The 24,597-nt window shown below is 53.2% G+C and carries 25 protein-coding genes; 5 read left to right on the forward strand and 20 right to left on the reverse strand.

The genetic code is table 11. The annotated features are described in order from the left end of the window. The first annotated feature begins 141 nt into the window (after nt 1-141). The 3 genes from AB8516_RS06170 (at nt 142) to nadE (ending at nt 3,032) form a co-directional block, all read left to right on the forward strand. Nucleotides 142-387 carry an acyl carrier protein gene (locus AB8516_RS06170; RefSeq protein WP_108291784.1) on the forward strand — a complete coding sequence of 82 codons (246 nt, stop codon included), beginning with the start codon at nt 142-144 and terminating at the stop codon, nt 385-387. Nucleotides 388-397: 10 nt separating this feature from the next. After that, nucleotides 398-1,912 (forward strand): class I adenylate-forming enzyme family protein, encoded by a 1,515-nt coding sequence (locus AB8516_RS06175; protein ID WP_369159070.1) that lies wholly within the window; start codon nt 398-400, stop codon nt 1,910-1,912. Nucleotides 1,913-2,036: 124 nt separating this feature from the next. Further along, nucleotides 2,037-3,032, forward strand: coding sequence for an NAD(+) synthase (gene nadE, locus AB8516_RS06180; RefSeq protein ID WP_369159072.1), 996 nt, complete (start codon nt 2,037-2,039; stop codon nt 3,030-3,032). Between the two features lie 219 nt (nt 3,033-3,251). Here nadE and AB8516_RS06185 read toward each other — a convergent pair whose 3' ends face one another. The 7 genes from AB8516_RS06185 to AB8516_RS06215 form a co-directional block, all read right to left on the reverse strand. Further along, nucleotides 3,252-4,460, reverse strand: coding sequence for a putative bifunctional diguanylate cyclase/phosphodiesterase (locus AB8516_RS06185; RefSeq protein ID WP_369159074.1), 1,209 nt, complete (start codon nt 4,458-4,460; stop codon nt 3,252-3,254). Between the two features lie 10 nt (nt 4,461-4,470). After that, the gene (locus AB8516_RS06190; RefSeq protein WP_369159076.1) at nt 4,471-5,508 is read right to left on the reverse strand and encodes a PDC sensor domain-containing protein; all 1,038 of its coding nucleotides are present in this window, start codon (nt 5,506-5,508) and stop codon (nt 4,471-4,473) included. A gap of 212 nt (nt 5,509-5,720) precedes the next feature. Beyond that, entirely contained in the window at nt 5,721-6,200 is a 480-nt protein-coding gene (locus AB8516_RS06195) for a GFA family protein (protein ID WP_369159078.1), read from the reverse strand. A 326-nt stretch (nt 6,201-6,526) separates the two neighbouring features. Beyond that, the gene (locus tag AB8516_RS06200; protein ID WP_369159080.1) at nt 6,527-7,117 is read right to left on the reverse strand and encodes a GNAT family N-acetyltransferase; all 591 of its coding nucleotides are present in this window, start codon (nt 7,115-7,117) and stop codon (nt 6,527-6,529) included. A gap of 72 nt (nt 7,118-7,189) precedes the next feature. Continuing rightward, the gene (locus AB8516_RS06205; RefSeq protein WP_369159082.1) at nt 7,190-8,083 is read right to left on the reverse strand and encodes a polysaccharide deacetylase family protein; all 894 of its coding nucleotides are present in this window, start codon (nt 8,081-8,083) and stop codon (nt 7,190-7,192) included. Between the two features lie 15 nt (nt 8,084-8,098). Continuing rightward, a complete protein-coding gene (gene yegQ / locus AB8516_RS06210) occupies nt 8,099-9,403 on the reverse strand; it encodes a tRNA 5-hydroxyuridine modification protein YegQ (RefSeq protein WP_369159084.1) in 1,305 nt (434 codons plus the stop codon). A gap of 16 nt (nt 9,404-9,419) precedes the next feature. After that, nucleotides 9,420-10,535: a ChaN family lipoprotein gene (locus AB8516_RS06215; RefSeq protein WP_369159086.1), complete on the reverse strand. Its 1,116-nt coding sequence runs from the start codon at nt 10,533-10,535 to the stop codon at nt 9,420-9,422. Between the two features lie 26 nt (nt 10,536-10,561). Between AB8516_RS06215 and AB8516_RS06220 the strand changes: the two genes are divergently transcribed. Then, nucleotides 10,562-12,745 (forward strand): M1 family metallopeptidase, encoded by a 2,184-nt coding sequence (locus AB8516_RS06220; protein WP_369159088.1) that lies wholly within the window; start codon nt 10,562-10,564, stop codon nt 12,743-12,745. Nucleotides 12,746-13,114: 369 nt separating this feature from the next. On the opposite strand, the gene AB8516_RS06225 is transcribed toward AB8516_RS06220, so the two are convergent. After that, on the reverse strand, nt 13,115-14,053 hold the full coding sequence (locus AB8516_RS06225) for a glycosyltransferase family 2 protein (protein WP_369159090.1): 939 nt from the start codon (nt 14,051-14,053) through the stop codon (nt 13,115-13,117). 230 nt (nt 14,054-14,283) lie between these two features. On the opposite strand from AB8516_RS06225, the gene AB8516_RS06230 reads away from it, so the two are divergent. Beyond that, a complete protein-coding gene (locus AB8516_RS06230) occupies nt 14,284-15,150 on the forward strand; it encodes an FAD-binding oxidoreductase (RefSeq protein ID WP_369159092.1) in 867 nt (288 codons plus the stop codon). Nucleotides 15,151-15,179: 29 nt separating this feature from the next. Here AB8516_RS06230 and AB8516_RS06235 read toward each other — a convergent pair whose 3' ends face one another. The 12 genes from AB8516_RS06235 to ruvA form a co-directional block, all read right to left on the reverse strand. Further along, entirely contained in the window at nt 15,180-15,986 is an 807-nt protein-coding gene (locus AB8516_RS06235; protein WP_369159094.1) for a class I SAM-dependent methyltransferase, read from the reverse strand. Between the two features lie 63 nt (nt 15,987-16,049). After that, nucleotides 16,050-16,736: a 7-cyano-7-deazaguanine synthase QueC gene (queC, locus tag AB8516_RS06240; RefSeq protein ID WP_369159096.1), complete on the reverse strand. Its 687-nt coding sequence runs from the start codon at nt 16,734-16,736 to the stop codon at nt 16,050-16,052. Continuing rightward, a complete protein-coding gene (queE, locus tag AB8516_RS06245) occupies nt 16,733-17,374 on the reverse strand; it encodes a 7-carboxy-7-deazaguanine synthase QueE (protein ID WP_369159098.1) in 642 nt (213 codons plus the stop codon). Before queE ends, queC begins: the two co-directional genes overlap by 4 nt. A 33-nt stretch (nt 17,375-17,407) precedes the next feature. Then, complete coding sequence (gene ybgF, locus AB8516_RS06250) at nt 17,408-18,247, reverse strand: tol-pal system protein YbgF (protein ID WP_369159100.1); 840 nt, start codon at nt 18,245-18,247, stop codon at nt 17,408-17,410. 14 nt (nt 18,248-18,261) lie between these two features. After that, on the reverse strand, nt 18,262-18,807 hold the full coding sequence (pal, locus tag AB8516_RS06255) for a peptidoglycan-associated lipoprotein Pal (protein WP_369159102.1): 546 nt from the start codon (nt 18,805-18,807) through the stop codon (nt 18,262-18,264). Between the two features lie 26 nt (nt 18,808-18,833). Further along, nucleotides 18,834-20,129 carry a Tol-Pal system beta propeller repeat protein TolB gene (gene tolB, locus AB8516_RS06260; protein WP_108291788.1) on the reverse strand — a complete coding sequence of 432 codons (1,296 nt, stop codon included), beginning with the start codon at nt 20,127-20,129 and terminating at the stop codon, nt 18,834-18,836. A 9-nt stretch (nt 20,130-20,138) separates the two neighbouring features. Continuing rightward, nucleotides 20,139-21,020 carry a cell envelope integrity protein TolA gene (gene tolA, locus AB8516_RS06265; RefSeq protein WP_369159105.1) on the reverse strand — a complete coding sequence of 294 codons (882 nt, stop codon included), beginning with the start codon at nt 21,018-21,020 and terminating at the stop codon, nt 20,139-20,141. 2 nt (nt 21,021-21,022) lie between these two features. Then, nucleotides 21,023-21,448, reverse strand: a complete 426-nt coding sequence (gene tolR, locus AB8516_RS06270; protein WP_369159107.1) for a protein TolR — start codon at nt 21,446-21,448, stop codon at nt 21,023-21,025. 14 nt (nt 21,449-21,462) lie between these two features. Continuing rightward, nucleotides 21,463-22,137, reverse strand: coding sequence for a protein TolQ (gene tolQ / locus AB8516_RS06275; protein WP_108291684.1), 675 nt, complete (start codon nt 22,135-22,137; stop codon nt 21,463-21,465). Continuing rightward, the gene (ybgC, locus tag AB8516_RS06280; protein WP_108291686.1) at nt 22,127-22,549 is read right to left on the reverse strand and encodes a tol-pal system-associated acyl-CoA thioesterase; all 423 of its coding nucleotides are present in this window, start codon (nt 22,547-22,549) and stop codon (nt 22,127-22,129) included. The genes tolQ and ybgC overlap by 11 nt, the downstream gene beginning before the upstream one ends. 290 nt (nt 22,550-22,839) lie before the next feature. Beyond that, complete coding sequence (gene ruvB / locus AB8516_RS06285) at nt 22,840-23,886, reverse strand: Holliday junction branch migration DNA helicase RuvB (protein WP_369159110.1); 1,047 nt, start codon at nt 23,884-23,886, stop codon at nt 22,840-22,842. 60 nt (nt 23,887-23,946) lie between these two features. Continuing rightward, nucleotides 23,947-24,555, reverse strand: coding sequence for a Holliday junction branch migration protein RuvA (gene ruvA, locus AB8516_RS06290; protein WP_369159112.1), 609 nt, complete (start codon nt 24,553-24,555; stop codon nt 23,947-23,949). Nucleotides 24,556-24,597: the final 42 nt, after the last annotated feature.

Raw genomic sequence — 24,597 nt, forward strand, 5'->3', positions numbered from 1 at the left:
GAGTGAAAAATTACCTGTTTCATTTAAACTGGCCACTTTACAATACTGACCCTTGGACTAAACAAGTTCACTGATCAGTCGACATACTGAATGGCGAGCATTAGTCTCAGTATCAAACTGTCAGAACATTTGGGAAATTTCATGTCAACAGAAGCAACAATCAGAAACTACATACTTGAAAATTACCTGTTCACCGAGGACCAATCCGCATTAGACAGCGCGGATTCCTTCCTGGACAAGGGCATCCTGGATTCAACCGGTATCTTGGAAGTCATCTATTTTCTGGAAGATGAATTCGGGATCAAGGTTGAAGATACCGAAATGGTGCCGGAGAATCTCGATTCCGTTAAAAACATCGTTGCATTTATCGGAAGAAAAAGGCAGTGAAGTGACCTCAATGCAGGCTACCCTGGTCAATCGCTTCAGAGAGAGTGTTGCAAAACATCCTGACTCGCTCGCCGTTGCCGACAGCACACAGCGGGTCTCTTACCAGGTGCTATCCGATCTCGTCGGAAAAGTCAGTCATTACCTGATGTCGTCGGGCTTGCAGAAGGGTGACCGGGTCGCCATGGTCGTCGCCAACTCGGCGGAATATGCCGCTATCTTCTACGGAATCTGGTCAGCAGGCGGAGTCACCGTCGCACTCAACACCCAGGCGAAAGCCAAGGATATCATCAACTGGGTAACGCACTCGGATGCCAAGTGGCTGTTCATGGACCTGCAACACCCGGAATACAAAGATGTATACGAGGCCGGCGGGGAGTTCACACTGATTGATGTGGGCAGCGATGACACCGGAGAGTCAGACAACATCACCGTGGATTGGCAACGGATAGTCGACTTGGAACCGGCCAATCCGAAAATGTTGCCGGGCCGGTCGGACCTGGCCTCGATCATCTATACCTCGGGCACCACCGGCAATCCCAAGGGCGTCACCCTCAGCCATGGCAACCTCTGCGCCAACATCGAATCCATCCTGGCCTATCTTGATCTAAGAGCCGAGGACAGCATTCTCAATGTGCTGCCCTTCTACTACTCCTATGGCAACTCCGTTCTGCACACCCACCTTGCGATTGGAGGGTCAATGATTCTGGAGAACAGCCTGCTCTATCCCCATCGCGTCATGGAGAAGATGTCAGAGGAGGCAGTGAGCGGTTTTTCCGGCGTACCCTCAACCTTCGCATTGCTGCTCAGCAGGGTCAACATCGGTGATTATGACCTATCAAAACTGCGCTATATCACGCAGGCCGGGGGACCCTTGGCGCCCGCGCTGGCTGACAGACTGAGTACTGCCCTGCCCCATACTGAGCTATTCATCATGTATGGGCTGACCGAGGCCAGTGCACGTCTCACCTACCTGCCTCCTGGTATGTTGGAGAAAAAGCGGGGCTCGATCGGCATCGCTATCCCAAATACAACTATTGAGGTCAGGAACAAAACAGGTGAGGTCACAGCGCCCGGTGAGACAGGTGAAATATGCGCCAGCGGTGAAAACATCATGCAGGGATATTGGAAGGACGAGGAGAGGACCGACCAAGTCCTCAAGGACGGCTGGCTGTATACCGGCGACCTGGCGCATACCGACGCCGACGGCTATCTCTATATCGACGGACGTTCATCCGATATGATCAAGAGCGGCGCCAACCGTATCAGCCCGAAGGAGATCGAAGAGGTGATCCAGGAGCTGGAGGAGGTGCACGAGGTGGCTGTGATCGGCAGTCCCGATGAGATGCTTGGGGAGATCATCAAGGCCTATGTCGTGCTGAAAAAGGGCAGCGAATTGAAACAGAGAAACATTCAGCGCCACTGTAAGAACAATCTGGCTATTTATAAAATCCCAAAGTTCATAGAGTTTATCGAAGAGCTGCCAAAAACGGCTTCAGGCAAGATAAAGAAGTTCCTGCTGAAATAGATGTCTTTTTAAAGCTTCGCCTGATCATGCCAAAGTGGGATAATATTTTGAATGCAAGTACATCCTAATCGGACGCCGCGAACCATAATTAATAATACCGAGCAGAATCTATCCGGAGAAAATAATGCCAACATTAGCAGAACGGTACGAAGCTGAAATCCTCGATTTCGACCGGGACAAAGAGGTCGAAAGAATCTGTGAATCCATGCGGGATATCATGCGTACCAGGCTGCGCCGTCGCGGCGTTGTGGTCGCGGTATCGGGGGGAATAGACAGTTCTGTCTCAGCGGCCCTGGCGGTCAAGGCCTTTGGCCCGAAAAAGGCCTTTTTCATTCAATTGCCGGAAATCGATTCGGCCCAGGATACACAATCCCGCGGCAGCCAGTTGATAGCGCACCTGGGCGTGGATCATGCCACCCACAACATCGCCGCGACCCTGGAGGCCATCGGTTGTTACCAGGCCCGTGACGAGGCGATTGTGAAAACATTCCCCGAGTATGCCGACGGCTGGAAAAACAAGATCGTCATTAAGGGGGGTCTGGACGGACAGGTCAACCACTTCTCGCTGGTGGTCCAGGACCCGCAGGGTCAGCAGTTCGAAAAACGCCTCGACCTCAGGGAGTACCTGCAGATTGTGGCCGCCACCAACTACAAACAGCGCATTCGAAAGACCATCGAGTACTACCATGCAGACAGGTTGAATTATGCGGTAATCGGCACACCCAACCGGCTCGAATACGACCAGGGCTTCTTCGTGAAAAATGGTGATGGTTCCGCTGACCTGAAACCGATCGCCCATCTTTACAAGACCCAGGTCTACGCACTGGCGGAACACCTCGGCCTGCCCGACTCAATCTGCAATGCGACCCCGACCACCGATACCTACAGCCTGCCCCAGGGACAGGATGAGTTCTACTTCGCCCTTCCCTATCAGGAGATGGACAAGGCGTTGTGGGCCCACAACATCGGCGCCCCCACCAACGAGTTGGCAGAGATGCTCGGCATCACGGAAGAGCAGGCGAAATTCGTTTACCAGGACATCGAAAACAAGCGCAAAACCACCCACTATCTGCATGCGAAGCCCTATTTGATCGAGGCAATGCCCGAGTTGGATTTATAGATCGCGAATCGCTGGGCATTGAAAATATGGCTCACAGCCTGCGCATTGTAATTTGAAGTTATATATCTCATAAAGTCTTCATCAATGATAATAGGCGTGGAGAACCGAGGTGATTTTCTCAACTTTCAGTATTTATTGTGATTATTAAAGTTGAAATGCTCGGCGTTAATACTGCTGTCCGGATGAATTCCAGACGTTCTAAACTTGCAATATTTACCGTCAAACCATCATATCTTTACTCTTAAGATATTTCTGCGGTGTATAATTAACCAAAAAGCTATGCAGGCTTTGCATGTTCATCGGCTTGGCGAAAAAAAATCCCTGAAAGAGATCACAGCCATACAATTCCAACAATACAACCTGTTCAAGTTCTTCCACGCCTTCTGCCAAGGTTGGAATATTGAGGCTTTTACCTATACCGATAATACTTTTGACCAGGGCAATGTCATGACTATCGGTCAGAATGTCATGGATAAAACTCTTGTCTATTTTAACCACGTCAATAGGCAGCCTTCGCAGTACACTCAATGAAGAGTAACCGGTTCCAAAATCATCGAGTGCAATTGTATAGCCATCATTCCTGATTTGTGTCAGCAGGGCTTGAATCTGGTCAAAATCTTCGATAAAGAGGCTTTCAGTAATTTCAACAACCAACCTGGATGGGGAAATGCCATACTCGGCCGACTTGCTATTCAAATAGCTGTGAAAATCGTTTCGTAGGAGCTGTTTCACTGAAACGTTTACTGAAACCCTTAGCGATTGCCATATTGACTGGATCTCTTTAAATTCTCGAAAAACCGTATCAATAACATAGTCCCCAATAGGATTTATCTGCCCGGTTGATTCTGCGACGGAAATAAATTTATGGGGCGGCACTACACCAAGCGTTGGGTGCACCCAGCGAATCAGTGCTTCGACACCAATCACATGCCCGCTTTCTGCGTCTATTTGAGGCTGGTATACCATGTACATTTCTTTGTATTCCAGGGCATTTTGCAAAGCTTCCTCAATCTGCGCACGCTCATTGCTGATCTCCTGTAGCCTGTCTGAATAGAAAACATAGTTTTCATGAGATCGCTTGGCTTCATACATGGCTAAATCGGCTTTGCGTAAGAGTTCATCCAATACATGGCCACTTTTATCGGAAACCGCTATACCGATGCTCCCATTGAGAGAGAACTCCAATGTATCGACTCTGATTTTCTTTTTTAACCTGAGAGAAATCGTTTCAACGAATTGGTGAAGTTTTTTTGTATCGAAGTAAGGCATCAGAAATATAAATTCATCCCCTCCCTGACGAATCATCATTGCGTCTTGCGGAGTGTAAGATAACAATCTCCTGGCCAGCACATTTAGGATTTTATCGCCTACGCTATGACCATACCGGTCATTTATGATCTTAAAATTGTCCAAGTCCAAATATAACACCGAATATCTATCACCTATTTTTTTTTTGCCATGAAGCGAAAAACATCTCAAGATAGTAACGATTCGGCAGCGAGGTCAGCTGATCGTGACATGCCTGGAATTCCAAAACCTTTTTTGACTCAGCCTGAATCTTGTCGATATATCGAACGATATAATAGAGAACCAGATTAAAAAGAAAAAACAGAAAGACGTATTTGAGAAATGTTGCTTTGAACTTTTCCACGATCGATAAGTACTTCCTAGAAACGGATGTAAATATTTCGAATTCGTTGTTATAGGCCGCCGAGTCGATTAACAATTGACCAATTATTGGATCGTAAAATTCGTATTGAACTATCTTCTCGCTCCGCATAAAAGTTTCAATATCCATACCCGACTGCCCAATAATATTCCTCTTGATTTCTTTTATCGCCTCTTCGGGATATGCAACATCATATAATTCCTCATTTCCTATAGGATATAGTGATGGATCGGAGTACTGTGTATAAAAGCCGTCATCGGAAGTGGCATTTTTCGTCACCACCACATACGTATCATCATCTGGATCCATCATCCTCCAAGGATTGAAATCCCCATCAATGGTTATTGCAGTTGATATTACACCTACCGGCCTGTCTTGCTTGTCACGAATCGCATAGCGGAGCGGAATAATCCATTCCCTAAGAGGCTGATAGTAATATGTCCTGCCAAGCGTCAGGTTGTCTCTTTCCAAGGTGTGCAAAAAGCTGTCCCTGGATTTTGGATTTTCGAGTATGTTGGGAAGATTATCGGGATTGAGGTTAGAGGAGGTAATGACCAGCTCACCATCCAGGGTGGCCAATCCATATGCGATAAAAACCGGATTATCCTGCAATATCTCATCCATGATCGTTTTGGATCTCTTTATATCGTCAAATAGTCCGATATCGATTAACCGGCGGCTGAGTATTTTCAACATTGCCGCCTGCAGGCGTAATTGATCGTGGGCCGATCTTGAAATCAACCTATGCAGATAGTTAAGCTCTCTCAGCTCTTCGTTTTTAACGTCTGACCATACGTATTGCCCCATGCTGGAGATAAGCACGACGGAGCAGCAGACAAGAAAGAGATAGAGCCGCCATAGCGAGCTTCGAAACATAATAAAAGACCCTAAATCGGGAATGAGTTTCCCGGCAACCAAAAATATACAAAATAGCTCAGTTGCTTTTTGATTTAGAATCCTTTTGACTAAATCAAAAGTTCAATCTAGTTCGCTCATCCTGTTATATAGCCGAATACCCATTATTTACAACTTCGGTTATCCCGTTGGTATTTGTGGTGGTTAATACGCTTTTTACGTCCTTTTTTTTTAATCGGCAATTCATCATAGGAGGGCAGTTCACCCGGATCCTGGTACCAGACCGCCCGGGAGGTGCAATAGATATTCTGTATCGGCTTGATTTGCGGATCACTGTCAAGAGTCCCTGCCGGCACCACAACTGTCTTCCCGCTTTGCGCCAGCCAGGGTAGGGAAGAACCGCACTTTTCACAAAAGCATGTGGCGAAGTGCCTGGCCTCCGCCAGTTCGTACCTGCCTACGAACTCCTCACCCTTCAGCCATTCAAAGTCATCCGGCGCTACCAAGAGGTTGGACGAAAAAGCGCTGCCTGTGAACTTTCGGCAGCGGGAACAATTGCAGTACTGAAATATCCCCAAATTGCCCGTGATGGCATAGCTGACCTCACCACATAGACAACTGCCGGTAACTCTGTTTTCTGGCATCACATATCCTCATCGGGTTGCGGATCTTTTGTATCTATATTAGCTGACAAAGCATAAGCGAAAACCCAGGGTGCCGCTTGCCGTACCGACTATTGACAGATATACGGTGCGGCAAGCCGCACCCTACAAGTCTGTTTAGGATGGATATTCGCTCTGTAATCGTCGTTTGATGTAGAGGAAGAGTGATTGTGGCGTAAACATGATTGCGCAACTTATCAGGACCGTATAGATGTGTCCCATCACTTCCTCAATGGAGATTAACTATACCAGCAGACCACCAAGATAGAAGATAAAAGCGAGGCGGCCATGCCATGAAATCCTTTTTATTACCGGGTACTTTCACGCTTTATTTCTTCTCTCTCATTCCATCCGCTCCTGGAAATAGAATACAACACATGCATTGATAGAGGATGGCCAGGCGTCAATGCCGGATGAATGAAGTCTCGGTTCGTATTGACCATACCAAGCCGCTTCATCACTTCTCTGGATCGTCTGTTCATCAATGTGGTAAAGGCCACTACCTCATCCAGATTCAATTCTTCAAAGGCAAAGCGCAATGCTGTGGTTCCAGCTTCGGTGGCAAAACCCCTGCCCCAATGCCCAAATGAGAGCCGCCATCCGATCTCGATACAGGGCGAACATGGCAAACGATGTTGTGGTTCGTTGAGACCGACAATGCCGATAAAGTCACTACGCCCTTTTAACTCGACAGCCCAAAAACCCCAGCCTCTCCGAGCGATCAAATCACGACATCTCCTTGCCAGATCATCGCTCTCAACCCGCGATAGGGGCTGAGGAAAGAATTCCATTACCCGGGGGTCCGCATTGATCCGTGCGAACGGCAGATAATCTTCATCTCGCCACTGGCGGAGCATCAGTCTGTCCGTTTCCAATACCGAGCTCTTCTCTGTGTTCATTAAGGTAGTTTATTTGATGGATAGAACTACCGTTGTGACAGGATTAGTAGATCAAAATCAATCCGAATGGATCTACCCTTCTGCAGATCCCTTCAACTCCACGCTCTGAGTTGCATAATATATGTCGCCACTCTGTTCCTGCGCCCACCCCACCTGGTGTATTGGCAGCAGGGGCAAATCCTTTTCCTCGATCAGTTGCCCCAGGGGTTGAATACCCCCCTGCATGCCTTTCCACATCACAATCAGTTTCTCCATCAACGGCAAATGGGACATACCCTCCATCTCCGCGTCACAGGCGTAGACATGACCATGGGGCAGGATATGTTGGCTCTCTGCATAGAGGTACTCATGCACATTCAGATTTGTGATTTCACCACCCTGGCCCAGCAACTCGCTCAGGGTCGGCAGTGTCGTTGATATCTGGGGACAGTTCGATTCCACACCCTGCAGGCGGGGATAGAAGATGGTCCTGCCCCTGACATCGCTCGCAAATCTAAAGCCCTTGTTCTGCTGTAGCGCCAGCAGGTGGGGATTGATCTGCCACCCCGCGGCTGCCATGCATGTCGGTTTTTCACCGAACACGTCTGTGTAGGCGTCGATTGCCCTGTCCAGTTCCTGCCGGGTCCAGGTTTCGTCCGCATGGGCGATCTCATCCAGCCAACGGGAGCGGTCATGACAGAGGATGCCTGTCTCATGGCCGGCCGCCAGCGTGGCGCGCATGACCTCCGCCGCCCTTCGGTGAATAACCGGTGGCGGCAGCGCTATGCCGTAGAGTCGTGAGGCGATATCGAGATCGCGATACCAGGGTTGCAGGATGCGACCGATGCGACGACCGCTTTTATCCGCGCCGGTGGCGAAAAAGAAACTGGCGCGAATCTTATATTCATCGAACAGCCTCAGCAGCGCGGGCATTCCCAACAGGGCGCCTTGCAGGGTGTTGACGCATACTCGAAGACCTACCCTCATAAATGGAATTTGTCGCTATACAGGATCAAGATAACGACACAACAAGGCGTTTTCCACCTTACGGGTAGGCAGTTCCACACGAACCCGATAACCACCGCCAGGCGCTTCCTGCATGGCATTGCCGTTTTGATCCTCCATACGCTCTAATACAAAACTGTGGTTTCCTCCAGGCGTCATCAGTTCCAGTCTGTCCCCCACGCGGATCTTGTTCTTCACATCCAGATCGATCAGGCCGGAGCCGTTGTCGACACCGGTCACTTCACCCACGAACTGCTGTCTTTCAGTCTGTGAACTGCCGTAGCGGTAGTTCTGCAGCTCCTGGGATTCATGACGCTGATAGAACCCATCGGTATAACCCCGGTTGGCCAGGCTCTCCAGGTCGGCCATCAGTTCGACCTGAAACGGGCGTCCGGCAACAGCATCGTCGATCGCCTTCCGGTAGACCTGGGTGGTGCGGGCGGTATAGTAGTGCGACTTGGTTCGGCCCTCGATTTTCAGGCAATCCACCCCGATACCCACCAAACGCGCCACATGCTCAACTGCGCGCAGGTCTCTTGAGTTCATGATGTAGGTGCCGTGCTCATCCTCGAACATCGGCATCGGTTCACCGGGCCTGCCTCTCTCCTCGATGTAGTAGACCTGGTCGGCCTCGCTGTGCCGGGCAACTCCCGCAGGGCCTGTGCCGGTGGTTGGCGGCTCCACCGCTTGTGACATCTTGTAATCCCAGCGGCAGCTGTTTGTACAGGTACCCTGATTGGCATCCCGATGGTTGAAGTAGCCCGACAGCAGACAACGGCCAGAGTAGGCAATACAGAGCGCACCGTGGATAAACACCTCCAGCTCCATATCGGGGACGGTCTGCCTGATCTCCTCCACCTCCTCCAGGGAAAGCTCCCGGGAGAGGATCACACGGCTCAGTCCCTGCCGCTGCCAGAATCGTACCGCTTCCGCGTTCACCGTGTTGGCCTGCACCGAAAGGTGGACCGGCATCTCCGGCCAGGCCTCCCTGACCATCAGGATCAATCCCGGATCGGACATGATCAGGGCATCCGGTCCCATGGCTATCACCGGTTCCAGATCCTTGATGAAGGTCTTCAGCTTGGCGTTGTGGGGCATCACGTTGCAGGCCAGGTAGAAATGGCGTCCCAGGCCGTGTGCATCGGCGATGCCGATCGCCAGATTGTCCTGCAGGAAGTCATTGTTCCTGACCCGCAGACTATAACGGGGCAAACCGGCATATACGGCATCGGCGCCATAGGCAAAGGCATAGCGGGCATTCTTCAGTGTGCCCGCGGGTGAAAGGAGTTCGGGTCGTTTCATATCTCAACTATAGAGCTCAACGCAGGGTAACCTGCATGGTCTCCACAATGGTACCAAGAAGCAGCCGCTCTCTCTCCACTTCCAACTCGACCTTTTCCCCAACCTCTCTATCCATCAGGGCGATACGGATATCGGTATAGCTCTTGATCGGCTGTCCATCGATGGATATTAACCGATCCAATTTCTCCACACCCGCTTCCCTGGCACCACTGCCCTCGATAAAATCCTTAATACTGGGGGGTGAACTTGTGGTATCGAGCAGAACACCGAGCTTTCCGGTAGGCGGCAGGGAGCGTCTCTCGGCCACAATCAAGTAGTCCGCTAACGCCTGATCCAACTCCGTGGCTGTATCGACATTAAGAATGGTTGCCTGGCTGGCGTCGATACGGCGCAACAACCGCTTGGGAATACCGTCGCCATACATCAGATGACCAACCCCCGCCAGAATAACCAGGTGGGATTCGGGATTCCGTTGCATCCACTCCGCCGCCCGTTGCGCCATTCCCTCGTCCCACAGCAGCTGAACCTCAAGGAAGTTTTCAAAACGCCTCCCCTCTTTATGGGGATGCGCATCGAAGACCGACTGCAATCGTTTGTGGTAATCCTCGTTATCCCTGTCTATCTCGGCGGGTAATCTCAGTTTCAATTCCTCGGGTAAACTCTCGATTCCTTCCCTTCCCACCTGCCGGGTGATCTCACTCTCCAGATTGAGGGCGATCAACGGGATGCCATGCTCCCTGGCATATTGGAAAATAGGCCGGTAGAGTCGATAATCGAAACGCCAGCGATCGAAGTACTCCGACTCCCGAATCAGGTCGGCTTCATCGATCTCCCCGGCGATATAGCGGTCGAGGACATCCTGGTAGGGCTGAAAAAAGAACTCCAGTCCGATTCCCAGGTCTGAGTGCTTTGCATGCAGCCCCTTGATGATCGCCAACTGATTCAGATGGTGTTGATACTGATCATGGGACTCGCCGACAAAGACCACACGTCGGTCCGCGACCTTCTCTATCAGGCTCGAAACATCGATCACTGCGGAGAGATCGATCACTGGGTCAGGCGGGGGTTCATGAGCCCGGGCACCTGTCATTGCACAGGCCAGGATAAAAAACAGCAAACGAAAATAGAGCACTACATTCTCCCATTACGATTGACTCAATGCGCCTTATGACCAATAAATCCACGATCCGTTACATCCTGCTGTGGCTGACGCTATTTTGCAAACCGGCTATCGCCGCCGCAACGATTCACCATCAGCTGCAGGTTTCCCTCACCCCGAACAGCCAGCAGCTGCAGGTGACAGATCGAATCTCTCTCGCCTCCCCGCAGGATGGTGGCGTTACGCAGCCTACCCTAGCCCATCAGGGCCGATTGAGATTCCTGCTTCATCGCGGTCTCAGCCCACGCAGCATGACGGCGGAAGTGGCCCTGAAAGAGATCGGACCGATCTCTGATAGCGCTCCTTTGATCGCATACCAGCTCAGCATGCCTGAAGATCAACGCCATTTCACCCTGGAGTATGGCGGGAAGATCGCACACCGGCTGACCACACAGAGAGAGAGCCCGGGACGGGCCAGCGAACGCCTGCGCGGCACCATATCGGAACAGGGTGTCTATCTGGATGCGGCTACCGGCTGGTACCCCTACTTTGCCGATACACTTCATACCTTCGAGCTACAGGTGGATCTCCCCCCATCCTGGCTGGCAGTGAGCCAGGGCAAGGGACCCGAGATAGGCGGAGAGGGGCAGAGACGCTTGATCCGCTGGCATGAAAACTCTCCCCAGGATGATATCTATCTGGTCGCCGCACCCTACCGGCTCTACCGCAAATCCTCGGACGGTATCGAAGCACAGGTCTATCTGCGCCAGCGGGATCCGGAGATTGCGGAGCGCTACATGCAGGCCACTGCGCGTTATCTGCGTCTCTATCAATCCCTGATCGGTCCCTATCCCTACGCCAAGTTCGCGCTGGTGGAGAACTTCTGGGAGAGCGGATACGGGATGCCCTCCTTCACCCTGTTGGGACCGCGCGTACTGCGCCTCCCCTTTATCCTGCACACCTCCTATCCCCATGAGATCCTTCACAACTGGTGGGGAAACAGCGTCTACATCGAATACCAAAGTGGTAACTGGGCAGAGGGATTGACCAGCTATCTGGCCGACCATCTGCTGGCCGAACAGCGGGGACGGGGTGCCAACCATCGGCGAACGGCACTGAAACGCTATAGCGATTTCGTGCGTAACGAGAATGACTTTCCGCTGACGGCGTTCAAGGCCCGCCATACAACCGCCAGTCAGGCGGTAGGCTATGACAAGAGCCTGATGTTGTTTCATATGCTGCGACGCCATCTTGGCGATCAGGCCTTCATCGAGGGTCTGCAGATCTTCTTCCGGGAGAACCGTTTTAAAACTGCCGGCTATACCGATCTGAAACAGGCCTTCGAAGAGGCCGTCGGGCACTCTCTGGATACTTTTTTCCAACAATGGACCGGGAGAAGCGGCGCCCCCCGGCTTGCGGTCAGTGATCTCGCTGTGGAGCGGGTGGCGGATGGTTTCCGCATCCACGGTACTTTGCAGCAGACCCAAGCCTCCGCCCCGTTTCCCCTGGAGATTCCCATGCTCACAGGCCTAACGGATGGAAGTGTTTTACAGACCAAGCTCTCCACCCATGAACGGGAGACTCCCTTCGTAATCGAACTGACTGGTGAACCGCAACAGCTAAAGATCGATCCCTGGTTCGACCTTTTCAGACAACTCGATCCCGCGGAAACCCCGGCGACCCTGAGTCGTCTGTTTGGCAGCGAACGGGTATTGATCATACTCCCGGCCAGTGCGGACAAGCGGATGCTGCAGGCCTATCGAGCATTGGCCCAACAGTGGAGCGACGGCTATGATGAGGCGGATATACGTCTCGACAGTGAGCTGCAGCAGCTGCCTCGGGATCGTCCCGTTTGGCTGCTCGGTCGGGAAAACCTGTTTCACCATGAGTTTGTAAAACAGCTCTCCAACCTGCCCTTTTCCCTGAATTCTGAGAATATCAAACTTGCTGATACCGAATATTCTACCGGCAATCACAGTTTTGTCCTTAGCCGGCGCAATCCGGGGAACGGCCAGACCCTGGCGTGGGTCGCCGGCAACTCTGACACGGCGGTCATGCGACTGGCGAGAAAACTGCCTCACTATGGAAAGTACAGCTATCTCGTATTCAAAGGAGATCAGGCACAGATAGCGTTCAAGGGGGAGTGGCCCATCACCCAATCACCGCTGCACTTCAACTTTGCCAAGGATGGGAGGATAGTCGAAATGGATGAACCCGGACCGCTTATTTCAATGCCGGAATGATTATGGGGCGTTGCTGTAGAGTCATTATCCGCCATTGCTGCCCAAGTATCGATTGCAGCCGGAGAACAGTTGTCCGGAAGCCGGCAGCTACCAAGTGACCCATGCCTCAGCCCGACCGGGCCATTCACTCCGTTCTTAACTCTGCGGATAAGGTATCATCCACAAGAGTTGACTCTTCCGAGATCGGGAGAGGGTTTCTTTCGATTGCAGTTATTTGGGAAATAAAACAATCCAACCGCCAGTGAACGCCAATCCCTTAATCTGAATCACGCGATCTTATCGAAGTCGATACGCTCAAGTTTGTTTACATCCACTGACTGGTCCATATCTTCAACGGCTGAGGCCGCATGTAAGAGTGCCAGGCGGCAGCTAATCTTCGTAGCAGAGTCCGCCGCCCAATAAGCCTACACCCATCCCTTTCGTCGCAGCCCAAAGCTTGCTCATCTTCGACTCTTCGAACAGCAGGATACGAAACAGGTCATGCAGACTGGCGAGAAAATCGTAGAGGACAAAGCCGGGAAAGGCGAACAGGTTTTCGCGCCAGATGCGGGTGCGGTTGCGATAGATGGTATAACGACGGGTGGCGGAGTGATTCCACGCCAGGAAGCGCCGGCCCAGGAAGCGGTGTTCCGACTGTGCCCCCAATTGATGGTAGAGCACCGCATCGGCCACCGCCACGATCCGGTAACCACCACGCAGGGCGCGCAGGCAGAAATCCACATCGAGATAATCGATGTCGAAGGATTCACGGATAAGGCCTATCTCACGAAACAGTGATGCCCTGATCAGACTACCGGAGCTGATCGCAATATACAGATGTTGGAGTATCGATTTGTTCGAGAAATCCTGAATGGTAAAGCGGGGACTACCGTAGGCGCCCCGTGGTGCGGTGACATAGCGTGCTTCCCTGGAGACCCCCTGCTCATCATATCGTGGCGCCAGAATTGCGACTTCCGGCGCTTGTCGCTGTGCCGTCTGCAATAAGGTCGATACCATGTCGGGTGCAGCATGGCTGTCATCATCCATCATCAGCAACCAGGTCGCACCCGCATCCAGGGCGGTACGGATTCCGATATTCTGCGCCATGCCAAGCCCAAGGTTTTGACCGTTTTGTATCAGTGTCACCCGATCGCCTGCCGACCTGACAATGGCCTGCAACAATTCCCTGGCGTCTGCATCGCTGCTGTTATCGACAATGATGACCTGCGATACCTGATCCAGATAGCTCCGCAGGGCGTTATCAAATTCGCCGCCGACATTGTAGGTGACAGTGACGGCAACAATATTTTCGGTATGGGTTAAAGACATGAGTCCATTCTCGCCGATCCGACCCCCACTCGTCACATATCATTTCATACTGTCTCAATCAATCCCCCGACCCTGCGGGTCCGGTTATTAAAACACCCGGTATCGCGGTGACGACAACTGGCTTACGTCTAATGCTGGAGCATCAATGGATTTCACTTTATAATGCAACGATGCTGCACTGAACAAACACTATAACTAGTTGTAATTAATAGTTTTTATGGGAATTTACCATGTCTGATAGCGCTGACGAGATCCACCTTGAGAGCAGTTGTGTCGCGACGCTCAAATCAACCACACGCATCACTCCCGAAACGACGGATGAGGTTCGCCAACTCGTTCTGAAGATCGACGAACCGTCATTCCGTTATACGGCCGGTCAGTCGATTGGCGTTTTGGTGCCCGGTCCGCACCAGTTCGGCAACGAGTTTCACCATCGCCGTTACTCGATAGCCAATCCGGTGGAGAGCGGCAACAGCCAGAGTATCGAACTGGAACTGCTGGTCAGACGCTGTTTCTATCTGGATGAGATCTCAGGGGAGCAGTACCCGGGGATCGCATCAAACTATCTCTGTGACGCTCGGGTCGGCGATAAGATCAAGATCACCGGCCCCTATCGCAGCCCGTTCAAGATACCCGCCGATACCTCGAGCAATCTGTTGATGATCGGAACCGGCACCGGTGTCGCCCCGTTTCGCGCCTTCGTGCGTCAGATCTACGCTCAACATGGGAGCTGGCAAGGCGATGTCAGGCTCTTCTACGGTGATCGTGGGGGCATGAATCTACTCTACATGAATGACCAGCAGAAAGACCTGACTCAGTTTTATGACGAACAGAGCTTCAAGGCATTCAGCGTTTTGACAGACCGTCCGCTCTCCGGCGCGGAAGAGGGTCTTCAGGACAGCCTTAAGAACAACGTCGAGGAGTGTGTTCGCTTACTCCGTGAACCCAATACCTATCTCTATCTTGCCGGGCAGGAGAAAGCTGCCCAGGTATTCGACAAAGTCATGGTGGACGCATTCGGTTCGGAAGAGGCCTGGAACAAAGAGAAATCCACTCTGGTGGAACAGGAGCGCTGGGCGGAGTTGCTCTATCACTGATAATAGGGTTGTATAAACCGGATCGATCTTCAAAGGTTCACCACGCCAAATAGCGTATCCGCATTCAGTTCAACAGTACCGTTGTTGGCAGAGTTGTGAATCTCTTTAAGATGATCCGCTTTAAATCGCTCAAGTTGCCGCTCGTCCAGTTGATCCAGAAGTGATTTGAAGCCTGCACTGTTAAGCAATGACCACCAATCGGCAATGCTGATCGGGTAACGAATCGGCTCATATATCACGTCAACAGCGTGATACTTTCTTGTGGCTGCCAACGCCTCGATCTGTTGCTTTGTCTTGAGTCTCTCTCTCAATCGCGAAGGTGGTTGCACTTTGTAATCGCGCTCAATTCGTTTGAGAAAGAGCTCGGCATGGGGATTGAAAGCCTCTTCTGTAAAGGATGAAAATATAAACATTCCACCAGGTTTTATCGTATTGCAGATCACCTGATAAGTCGCTTCCATATCGGGATAGAAAAACAGACCATACCCACAGGTGACGATATCGAAACTATCACTGCCATATGCGATAGTATCTGCATCGCATTGTCTGAAGGCGATATTGGTAATACCTTTATCTCTTGCCTTTGACTTGGCTATCTCCAGCATCCCCTGTGACAAGTCGATAGCCTCGATGCTTGCACTGCGGTGTTTGAGGGCAGTCTCGATTGCCACGGCACCTGTACCTGTGGAAAGGTCGAGAATATTCAATCGATCGGAAGCCGGAACCAAGCCAGCCATTTTCGACGCGGAAATGGCAAAGAATCTATTTTCATCATAGCGCTGCGCAACATCATTGAACGTTGCTTCAAGACTCTTCTTGTATTCGTCTCTATCCATAGCTGATGCTCCGTGTCTCACTGTCCATTTCAGTGACCAGCGCCTGTTAACCTTTCAGCGCAGTCACTTTGCATTGAGGTAGACGGTGGGATCGTCGATATCGGCATCCACAAAGCCCTTTGCGCGCAACCGGCAGGAGTCGCATACCCCACAGGCCATACCGGCCTCGGTAGCCTGATAACAGGATACCGTCAGGCTGTAGTCGACACCCAAATCCACACCCCGACGGATGATCTCCGCCTTGGAAAGATCGATCAACGGTGTGTGTATACGATAGCTGGCGCCCTCAACAGCCGCCTTGGTGGCCAGATTGGCGAGCCTTTGGAAGGCCTCGATGAATTGCGGTCGGCAGTCCGGATAACCGGAATAGTCAACCGCATTGACACCGATAAAGATATCCTGGGCCTCCAGCACCTCCGCCCACCCCAGGGCGAGGGAAAGAAACACGGTATTTCTCGCCGGCACATAGGTGACCGGAATACCGGTACCCATCTCCTCCGGCACCTGTATGGATTGGTCGGTCAGGGCGGAACCGCCGATGTCATCAAGACCGATATGCACAACTTTGTGATCTTCCGCTTCGAGAGACGCGGCAACCCGTGACGCGGCCACCAACTCTGCAGCATGGCGCTGACCATAAGCCATGCTGAGCGCATAGCAGGCATACCCGCGGCTACGGGCAATCGCCAGCACGGTTGCCGAATCCAATCCTCCGGAAAGCAGTACCACTGCGCGTCTACTCATGGTCATCTTCCAGGCTGATCGCCCCACAATAATTTATGCAACTGCAGCTGCAGTCGAGCCTGTACCCGATCTTCAATCATCCAATCGGCCAGCTGCGTGGGGTTCATCCGGTCCTGGACGGGAGAGAAGAGCACTTCGCACCTGTCCGTAATGCGGAACCGCTTCAGCTGTTCGCAACTCCACTCGTAGTCAGCCCTGTCGGTGATCACAAACTTGACCTGGTCATCCGCCCGCAAAAAGTCGATATTGGACATCCTGTTTCGCTGCATCTCCCCCGAGCCTGGCGTCTTGAGATCCATCACCCTGGCGACCCGCTCATCCACACTACCGATATCAAGTGCGCCACTGGTCTCGAGGGAGACCCGAAAACCGGCATCACAAAGGGCCCTGAGAAGAGAGAGGCACTCCGGTTGCGCCAGCGGTTCCCCACCGGTCACGCAGACATGCTCCACATCATAACCGGCAACCTGCTGCAGGATCTCATCGAGGGTGTACTTCTCACCGCCGCTGAAGGCATAGGGAGTATCACAGTAGTGACAACGCAACGGACAGCCGGTCAAACGTACGAAAACGGTGGGATAACCTGCACCCCTCCCCTCCCCCTGCAGGGAGAGGAAGATTTCGGTAATACGGAGTTGAGACATACTCTCAGGTATAGGGAGGGTCGAAATCCTCCCTCAATGCCCCTCTTTGGTCAGCCTTTGCAGGCGCTTTTGCGCCAGGCGCGATTCGGTGGTAGCAGGAAAATTGTCCATCAGCTGTTTCAGAATATTTCTGGTGCCGGCCCAGTTCTTCTTCTCGTATTGAATGTACCCTATCTTCAACATCGCACCTGGAACCTTGGGGCTGTCAGGATAATTTTCCATTATCTTCGTGAATTCACCCAGGGCGGTATCGAAGTCACGATTGACATAGCTGGCCTCCGCCAGCCAATACTGGGCATTGTCCTCGTATTCACCCCCGGGGAAGTCCCTGAGAAAACCGGAGAAGGCGGTGATCGATTCCCCATAGCGACCCTGCTTCAGCAGATTGAAGGCGGCCTGGTAGGCTTCCGACTCCTTTTTCGGATCGGGAGGGGTCACTCCGCCGATCGCTGCGTTCGCCGGTGTCTCAGGGGGCGGTTGCGGGGATACGGTGGCCGTTTGGCCGACAGCAACCGATGCCGGGGGCGGCGTCACCGGCGTGGTTACGGGCTGTGGTGTGGGTGACATGGCGCCCCCGGACTGGATTCGCGAGAGTCGCTGATCAATGTCCACATAGAGATCACGCTGGCGCCGACTCATGCCGTCCATATTGTATTTTTGTTCCTCAAGATCCCCACGAAGCTGCCGCACCTCCTGCCGCAACTGCTGCACCTGCAGTACCAGATCCGCGAGACTCTGGTTCTGCAGTATGCGCTCGATACGTTGCAGGCGTTGCTCCATCGTCAGCTTGGCCCCATTTACTGCAAATGCCGGACCTACGGAAAACAGCCCCATCAAGATGCAGAGCAAGACTCGTTTGATGATCAGCCTCATCACGCCCTCCCGTATCAGTAGATCAGTTCGACACGCCGGTTGAGTGCCCAGGACTCTTCATTGTGCTCGAAGGCCGCGGGCCTCTCTTCGCCGTAGCTCACCACAACCAACTGATTGTCCGATACACCTTGTGCCAACATCAGGCTACGCACTGAATTTGCACGATTTTCGCCCAGACCCAAATTGTACTCGCGTGTTCCTTTCTCATCCGCATGACCCTCCAGGCGGACAACAGCCTGTGGATTGGCCGCCAAATAGTCGGCGTGGGCCTGGATCACATCCAGGTATTCGGAACGCACTGTACTCTGATCAAAATCAAAATAGATCACCCGGGTGGCCAGCAGACTGTTGGGATTCTCCAAGGGATCCCCCTGCCATTCTCCTCCCTGGCTGGCGGCCGATGTTGAGGCTCCGCCACTATCATCGCCACTGCCATCGGCGCCTGTGGACTGCTCAGTGACTTCAGCACCGTCGCCTTCGCCGGTCGGCGTGGATGAACAGCCGGCTACCAGTAGCAGCGACAGCAAAATCGGAATCCAGAGGATTTGTACTTTCTTCATTTAATATCTCCTTAGCAGCGGTGCAATTAATTATTAAAAGGTGACCAGACCGGTTCACGCACATCGCCCTCCTGCAGGGCGAGGCGTTGTCGTACACGGCCATCGACCGAGACTGCTGCCAAAACACCACGATGACCCGCCTTGGATGCGTAAATTACCATGCTCCCATTGGGTGCGAAACTAGGCGATTCGTCCAGGCTCCCCTGACTGAGTACCTGCATCACACCGGACTCGAGATCCTGGACCGCAATACGATACTTACCCTCTTCACGGGTAACCAGGGTTAACAGCTTTCCGTCGGGTGAGAAGGAGGCACGGGCATTGTAGCTGTTTTGGAATGTCACCCGCTGGGCCTTGCCGCCATGCGCGGAGACCCGGTAGATCTGCGGTCTGCCTCCACGATCCGAGGTAAAGACGATACTGCGTCCGTCCGGCGACCAGGCAGGCTCGGTATCGATGGCGTAGTGGTTGGTGATGGTCTTGAGCTTGCGTGTGGTCAAATCGTAAACGTAAATATCGGGATTACCGCCTTTCGACAGGGTCATGGCCAGTTTACGCCCATCCGGCGACCAGGCGGGCGCTCCATTGATGCCCTTGAATGAGGTGATCTTCTTCCGCGTGCCGGTATAGACCCCCTGCACATAGATAGCGGACTGTCCCTCCTCAAAAGAGACGTAGGCGATCTTCCGACCGTCAGGGGACCAGGCGGGCGACATCAATGGTTCGGTGGAAGTAACGATGGTTTCTGAATTGAATCCATCCGCATCGGCGATATTCAGTTTGATTCGTGCCCCGCCATCGGTCTGCTTGGTTGAGGTTATGTAGGCCACCCGGGTGGCAAAGGCACCGGGCACACCGAGTAGCTTTTCATAGATCAGGTCAGCAATCCGGTGGGCGGTACTGCGCAGGTTCGGCGCCGTGGTGGGTATGCTGTAACCGGTGAGTTGCTCCCCCCGGAAGACGTCAAGTAGCTGAAACTGTATCTGGTAACCACCGGCACCGTGGGCCTGTACCTGGCCTATCACCAGATTTTCGATATCCAGGGCTCGCCAGTCCTTGAATTCCACTGCATCCACCGAGGCGGGTCTTGCCAGCATATCCTCCCGGGGCAGGGTCTTGAAACGACCGCTGCGTTGCAGGTCTGCGTTGATCACAGCGGCGATATCCTCAGGGGGCGCTCCTTTACCCTGCCAACTGAAAGGGACCACGGCGATCGGCAACGCCCCCTCGACACCTTCGGTAATTTCAATGGTCAGCTCGGCATAGAGCGCCGGCTGCCAACACAGTATCAAAATCAGGATAAGTAGATTTTTTTTCATCATAACCATTAGCTAGCTACTAGGTTTAAATTTCAATCTTAAAGTGCGGAAGGACTCGAACAAGGGTCCGCTCGGCACCTGCAGCGGCGCTGCTTTATAGACTGCGGTCTCCACGGAACGATCGAAGGCCGGGTTGCCGCTGCTGCTGACAATACTCACACCACCAGGCACCACATCCCCACCCGGTATCAGGCGCACCTGGACGATACACGAGAGCTCTTTTCCCGCCTGCCCCGGCTTCAGCCAGTTTCGTTCGATCTGCTGTTTGATCACGGCCACATAGCGATCGATCTCACGGCTATTCTGCTCTGCCGCCAGTTGCTCTTGCAAGGCGCGTTCACGCTCGGCCTGTGCTGCGGCTTCCGCTTTTCGCTTTGCCTCTGCCTTACGCCTGGCTTCCAACTCCGCTTTGCGTTTTTTTTCCAGCTCCGCCTTGCGCTTGGCTTCCGCCTCTGCCTTCCGTTTCGCCTCTGCCTTGCGCTTGGCCTCAACTACCGCCAAACGTTTTTCTTCCGCCTTGCGTTTGGCCTCTTTCGCCTCGCGTTCCTTCTTCAACTGTGCCTGACGTTTGCGTTCCGCCTCCTGCTTCTGCTGCTCCGCCTTTTGCTTGGCAATGCGTTTCTGCTCGAGTTGCTGGCGCTTCTTCTCTTCCGCCTGCTTGCGCTTCAGCGCCTCTTTGCGCTGTTTCTCCCGCTCTATCGCCTTCTCTTTCTCCTTGGCTTGATCGAGTTGCTTGGCATCGACGGTATGTGCCTGCACCACATTCGCATTGGGTGTCGCGGGTTTATGAATTTTCGACCAGTCGAAGCCGAACACCAGAAAGACCACGATCAGCACATGCAGCAGGACTGCCAGCATGACTGAAACGGGATTTCTTTTTATAACTGAGAACAAGGCTATGACTCCGGCGGCTCCGTGATTAAGCCGACACTGGGCGCCCCGCCGGCCTGTAACAGCACCATTGCCTCCACCACTCGTCCATAGGCCACTCCGGCATCACCGCGTACCATGATCGGGGTCTTCGGTTTGTGTTTGAGAACAACCTGCACCCTTTTGACCAGGTCGTCCGAATCAATCGGGCTATCCTTGTCCTGGCCGATATCGATAAACATCTCGCCTTCTCGATTGACCGTCACCACCAGCGGCTCATCCGCCTCATTCGGCAACGGTTCCGCATCGGCCTGGGGCAGCTCCACCTTGACGCCTTGGGTCAATAGCGGTGCGGTAATCATGAATATCACCAGCAGCACCAGCATGACGTCAATATAGGGGACTACATTGATCTCGGACATTGGGCGACGGCGATTTTTTTGACGACTCATTGCGATATGCCGGCTTAGGCAACAGCCTGGCGTTGAAGGATGGTGGCAAACTCTTCTACAAAGTCATCATAACGGTTATTCAGACGCTCCACATCGTTGGAATAGCGGTTGTAGGCAACAACCGCGGGTATCGCGGCAAACAGGCCAATAGCGGTTGCGATCAATGCTTCGGCAATGCCGGGGGCAACCAGCGCAAGGGTCGCCTGCTTGACGTTACCCAGTGCAGTGAACGAATTCATAATGCCCCAGACAGTCCCGAACAGTCCCACATAAGGGCTGGTGGAACCGATCGTGGCCAGAGTAGACAGATGATTTTCCAGGCGATCGACCTCACGGTTCAGAGAAACCCGCATGGAGCGTTGCGCACCATGTACCATAGCCATCGGGTCCTTGTGGCCCTTGGTGCGTAACCGCGCAAATTCACGAAACCCGGCACGGAAGATGGATGCCATGCCGGACTCTTCGTCGGTCTCCCTTTCGATCTGGCGATAGAGTTCCGCCAGGTCGCCTCCGGACCAGAAACGCCCCTCGAATTCATCGGCTGCGCGTACCGCACTCTTCAGGACACGCATGCGGTCGAAAATCATGCTCCACGAGCTGACGGATGCGAATACCAACAGGGCAATCACAAACTGAACCACCGGACTGGCATTGAGTATCAGATGGGTAATGGTCAGGTCAGTCGACATCCGGTATCTCCATCAGTAATTTCTTGGGTATGGGGGTGGGGCGCATTGTTTCCATATTCACACAAGCAATCTTTATGGTACCCCGGCACAACAGTTGTGAATCCGATGGTCGCACCACCTCTTGATAGAAGGTGAGACTGGCACGTCCCTTCTGAGACAATCTGGCAATGACCTCGAGGTTATCGTTAAAACGGGCTGGAGCATGGTAACCCAGTTCCACCTGTCGAACTGCGAAGATGATCCCGTCCTGTTGTAGCAACAGATCCTGCTCGAAACCGAGTGAACGCAACCACTCGGTGCGTGCCCGCTCCATGAATTTCAGATAATTGGCATAATAGACAACGCCACCGGTGTCAGTATCTTCGTAGTAGACCCTGATGGGCCAGACAAAAACCGGCGACTCGTCGTTCATACCTCTTTCCAGACCCGAATCACTGTTGCGCCAGCTTCATCTGGTGCAATTCATTTAAACGGTTAATCATACTTAGCTTCGTAAACCGATGGTAGTGAAATTAGTTAAACCCCTGCATGAATCCCAATCTATGAGTATGTGATTTGCAAGGAGTTCCCGTCATGCCGGGTTGAATCCGTCGGGCTTCGAGATCGATGGCGGCAAAGATCCTAACTCAATCACGATTTCACATTCTGTGCTGGCAGATTGCAGTTCACCGGATAAGCCTTATTCGGATGGGGCCTCGCCGACTACTTTTCGCGGAACAGATCGTCCTCGGTGGGTACATGTTCACCGGGTTTCGGCGACAATCCAAAGTGCAGATAGGCGGCCTGGGTCGCCACTCTGCCTCTTGGTGTGCGCATCAGAAACCCCTGCTGTATCAGATAGGGCTCAAGGACATCCTCGATGGTACCCTTCTCCTCACCAATCGCCGCGGCCAGATTGTCGACCCCGACAGGCCCGCCCTCAAACTTCTCGATGACTGCCAACAGTAAGCGCCGGTCCATGTTGTCAAAACCGTTGCCATCGACCTTGAGCATGCCCAGGGCGCTGTCGGCCACCGTTCTGTTGATATGGCCATCCTGTTTGACCTGGGCATAGTCGCGCACCCTTCTCAACAAACGGTTGGCAATCCTCGGTGTACCCCGGGAACGACGAGCGATCTCTCCAGCCCCGTCCGCATCCATACCGATATTTAGAATGTCGGCTGAACGGGTGACGATATGGGCCAGGTCGCTGCTGCTGTAGAACTCCAGCCGCTGAACGATGCCGAACCTGTCCCGCAAGGGGGAGGTCAGCAGACCGGCCCGGGTAGTGGCACCAACCAGGGTAAAGGGCGGCAGATCGAGCTTGATCGAGCGTGCGGCCGGCCCCTCGCCGATCATGATATCGAGTTGAAAATCCTCCATTGCCGGATAGAGTACCTCTTCAACCACCGGGCTGAGGCGATGGATCTCATCGACGAACAACACGTCATGGGGTTCAAGGTTGGTCAACAACGCCGCCAGATCTCCCGGCTTTTCGAGCACCGGGCCGGAGGTTTGTCGCAGATTGACCCCCATCTCATTGGCGATGATATGCGCCAGAGTGGTCTTGCCCAATCCGGGAGGACCGAAAATCAGGACATGATCCAATGCCTCGCCCCGCGCCTTTGCGGCGGGTATGAAGATCTCCATCTGCTCGCAGACTGCGGGCTGACCCACATAGTCGCATAAACGTTTGGGCCGGATGGCCCGGTCCAGGGCGGCGTCTTCGCCCGTGGCATCGCCGTTGATCAATCTGGGTTCACTAATCACTTATCTATCCGGTTCGGTCTTAGGACCTGTTAACACTAATACCAATACTCAAGCGCCCCACTATTTCTGCACCGCACTCTGCAGCGCAGCCCGTATCAAACCCTCGCTGTCCATCTCATCCTCCGCCACCGCCTTTACCATGCGGCCGGCCTCCTGCGGTTTATAGCCCAAGGCAACAAGTGCGGCCACGGCATCGGTTGTGGCACTGCCGCGATTTGCGGCCAAGCCACCCTGTGATGAACTGATGGCTGGCGTCAGATCGCCCAGTTTAGCCAATCTGTCACGCATCTCCACAATCAGCCGCTGTGCTGTCTTACGGCCGATTCCCGGCAACCGTACCAGGGACGCCACATCCTCCTCCTCCACGCAGCGGCCGAACTCATCAGCACTCATACCGGAGAGTATCGCCAATGCCATCTTGGCGCCGATACCGCTCACCTTCAGCAGACTGCGAAACAGGGTTCGTTCCGATTCCGTAGCAAACGCATACAGGACATGGGCATCCTCACGCACTGCCAGGTGGGTGAAGAGAGTGACCGCCTGGCCGGCTTCCGGCAGGGTGAAAAAGGTGGAGAGCGGAGCTTCAAGTTCATAGCCCACGCCATTGACATCGATCAGCATGTGGGGGGCCTGTTTGTGGACAAGCTCCCCTCTTAAACGGCCTATCATCCTGGGTTGTTATCCGGTTGACGATTCAAGCTGTGATTATGG

Origin of the sequence: Candidatus Thiodiazotropha sp. LNASS1 (genome assembly GCF_964212655.1) — a bacterium.
Classification (GTDB): Bacteria; Pseudomonadota; Gammaproteobacteria; order Chromatiales; family Chromatiaceae; genus Thiodiazotropha.

Excerpts from the sequence above, each read along its gene's own strand:
- AB8516_RS06220 (WP_369159088.1), top strand. The coding sequence starts at position 10,562 with ATGCGCCTTATGACCAATAAATCCACGATCCGTTACATCCTGCTGTGG.
- ruvA (WP_369159112.1), bottom strand. The coding sequence starts at position 24,555 with ATGATAGGCCGTTTAAGAGGGGAGCTTGTCCACAAACAGGCCCCCCAC.
- AB8516_RS06175 (WP_369159070.1), top strand. The coding sequence starts at position 398 with ATGCAGGCTACCCTGGTCAATCGCTTCAGAGAGAGTGTTGCAAAACAT.
- yegQ (WP_369159084.1), bottom strand. The coding sequence starts at position 9,403 with ATGAAACGACCCGAACTCCTTTCACCCGCGGGCACACTGAAGAATGCC.
- pal (WP_369159102.1), bottom strand. The coding sequence starts at position 18,807 with ATGAAGAAAGTACAAATCCTCTGGATTCCGATTTTGCTGTCGCTGCTA.
- AB8516_RS06230 (WP_369159092.1), top strand. The coding sequence starts at position 14,284 with ATGTCTGATAGCGCTGACGAGATCCACCTTGAGAGCAGTTGTGTCGCG.
- tolQ (WP_108291684.1), bottom strand. The coding sequence starts at position 22,137 with ATGTCGACTGACCTGACCATTACCCATCTGATACTCAATGCCAGTCCG.
- AB8516_RS06235 (WP_369159094.1), bottom strand. The coding sequence starts at position 15,986 with ATGGATAGAGACGAATACAAGAAGAGTCTTGAAGCAACGTTCAATGAT.
- AB8516_RS06225 (WP_369159090.1), bottom strand. The coding sequence starts at position 14,053 with ATGTCTTTAACCCATACCGAAAATATTGTTGCCGTCACTGTCACCTAC.
- tolB (WP_108291788.1), bottom strand. The coding sequence starts at position 20,129 with ATGATGAAAAAAAATCTACTTATCCTGATTTTGATACTGTGTTGGCAG.
- tolR (WP_369159107.1), bottom strand. The coding sequence starts at position 21,448 with ATGAGTCGTCAAAAAAATCGCCGTCGCCCAATGTCCGAGATCAATGTA.
- nadE (WP_369159072.1), top strand. The coding sequence starts at position 2,037 with ATGCCAACATTAGCAGAACGGTACGAAGCTGAAATCCTCGATTTCGAC.
- queE (WP_369159098.1), bottom strand. The coding sequence starts at position 17,374 with ATGTCTCAACTCCGTATTACCGAAATCTTCCTCTCCCTGCAGGGGGAG.
- AB8516_RS06195 (WP_369159078.1), bottom strand. The coding sequence starts at position 6,200 with ATGCCAGAAAACAGAGTTACCGGCAGTTGTCTATGTGGTGAGGTCAGC.
- AB8516_RS06200 (WP_369159080.1), bottom strand. The coding sequence starts at position 7,117 with ATGAACACAGAGAAGAGCTCGGTATTGGAAACGGACAGACTGATGCTC.
- AB8516_RS06190 (WP_369159076.1), bottom strand. The coding sequence starts at position 5,508 with ATGGGGCAATACGTATGGTCAGACGTTAAAAACGAAGAGCTGAGAGAG.
- queC (WP_369159096.1), bottom strand. The coding sequence starts at position 16,736 with ATGACCATGAGTAGACGCGCAGTGGTACTGCTTTCCGGAGGATTGGAT.
- AB8516_RS06170 (WP_108291784.1), top strand. The coding sequence starts at position 142 with ATGTCAACAGAAGCAACAATCAGAAACTACATACTTGAAAATTACCTG.
- AB8516_RS06205 (WP_369159082.1), bottom strand. The coding sequence starts at position 8,083 with ATGAGGGTAGGTCTTCGAGTATGCGTCAACACCCTGCAAGGCGCCCTG.
- ybgF (WP_369159100.1), bottom strand. The coding sequence starts at position 18,247 with ATGAGGCTGATCATCAAACGAGTCTTGCTCTGCATCTTGATGGGGCTG.
- ybgC (WP_108291686.1), bottom strand. The coding sequence starts at position 22,549 with ATGAACGACGAGTCGCCGGTTTTTGTCTGGCCCATCAGGGTCTACTAC.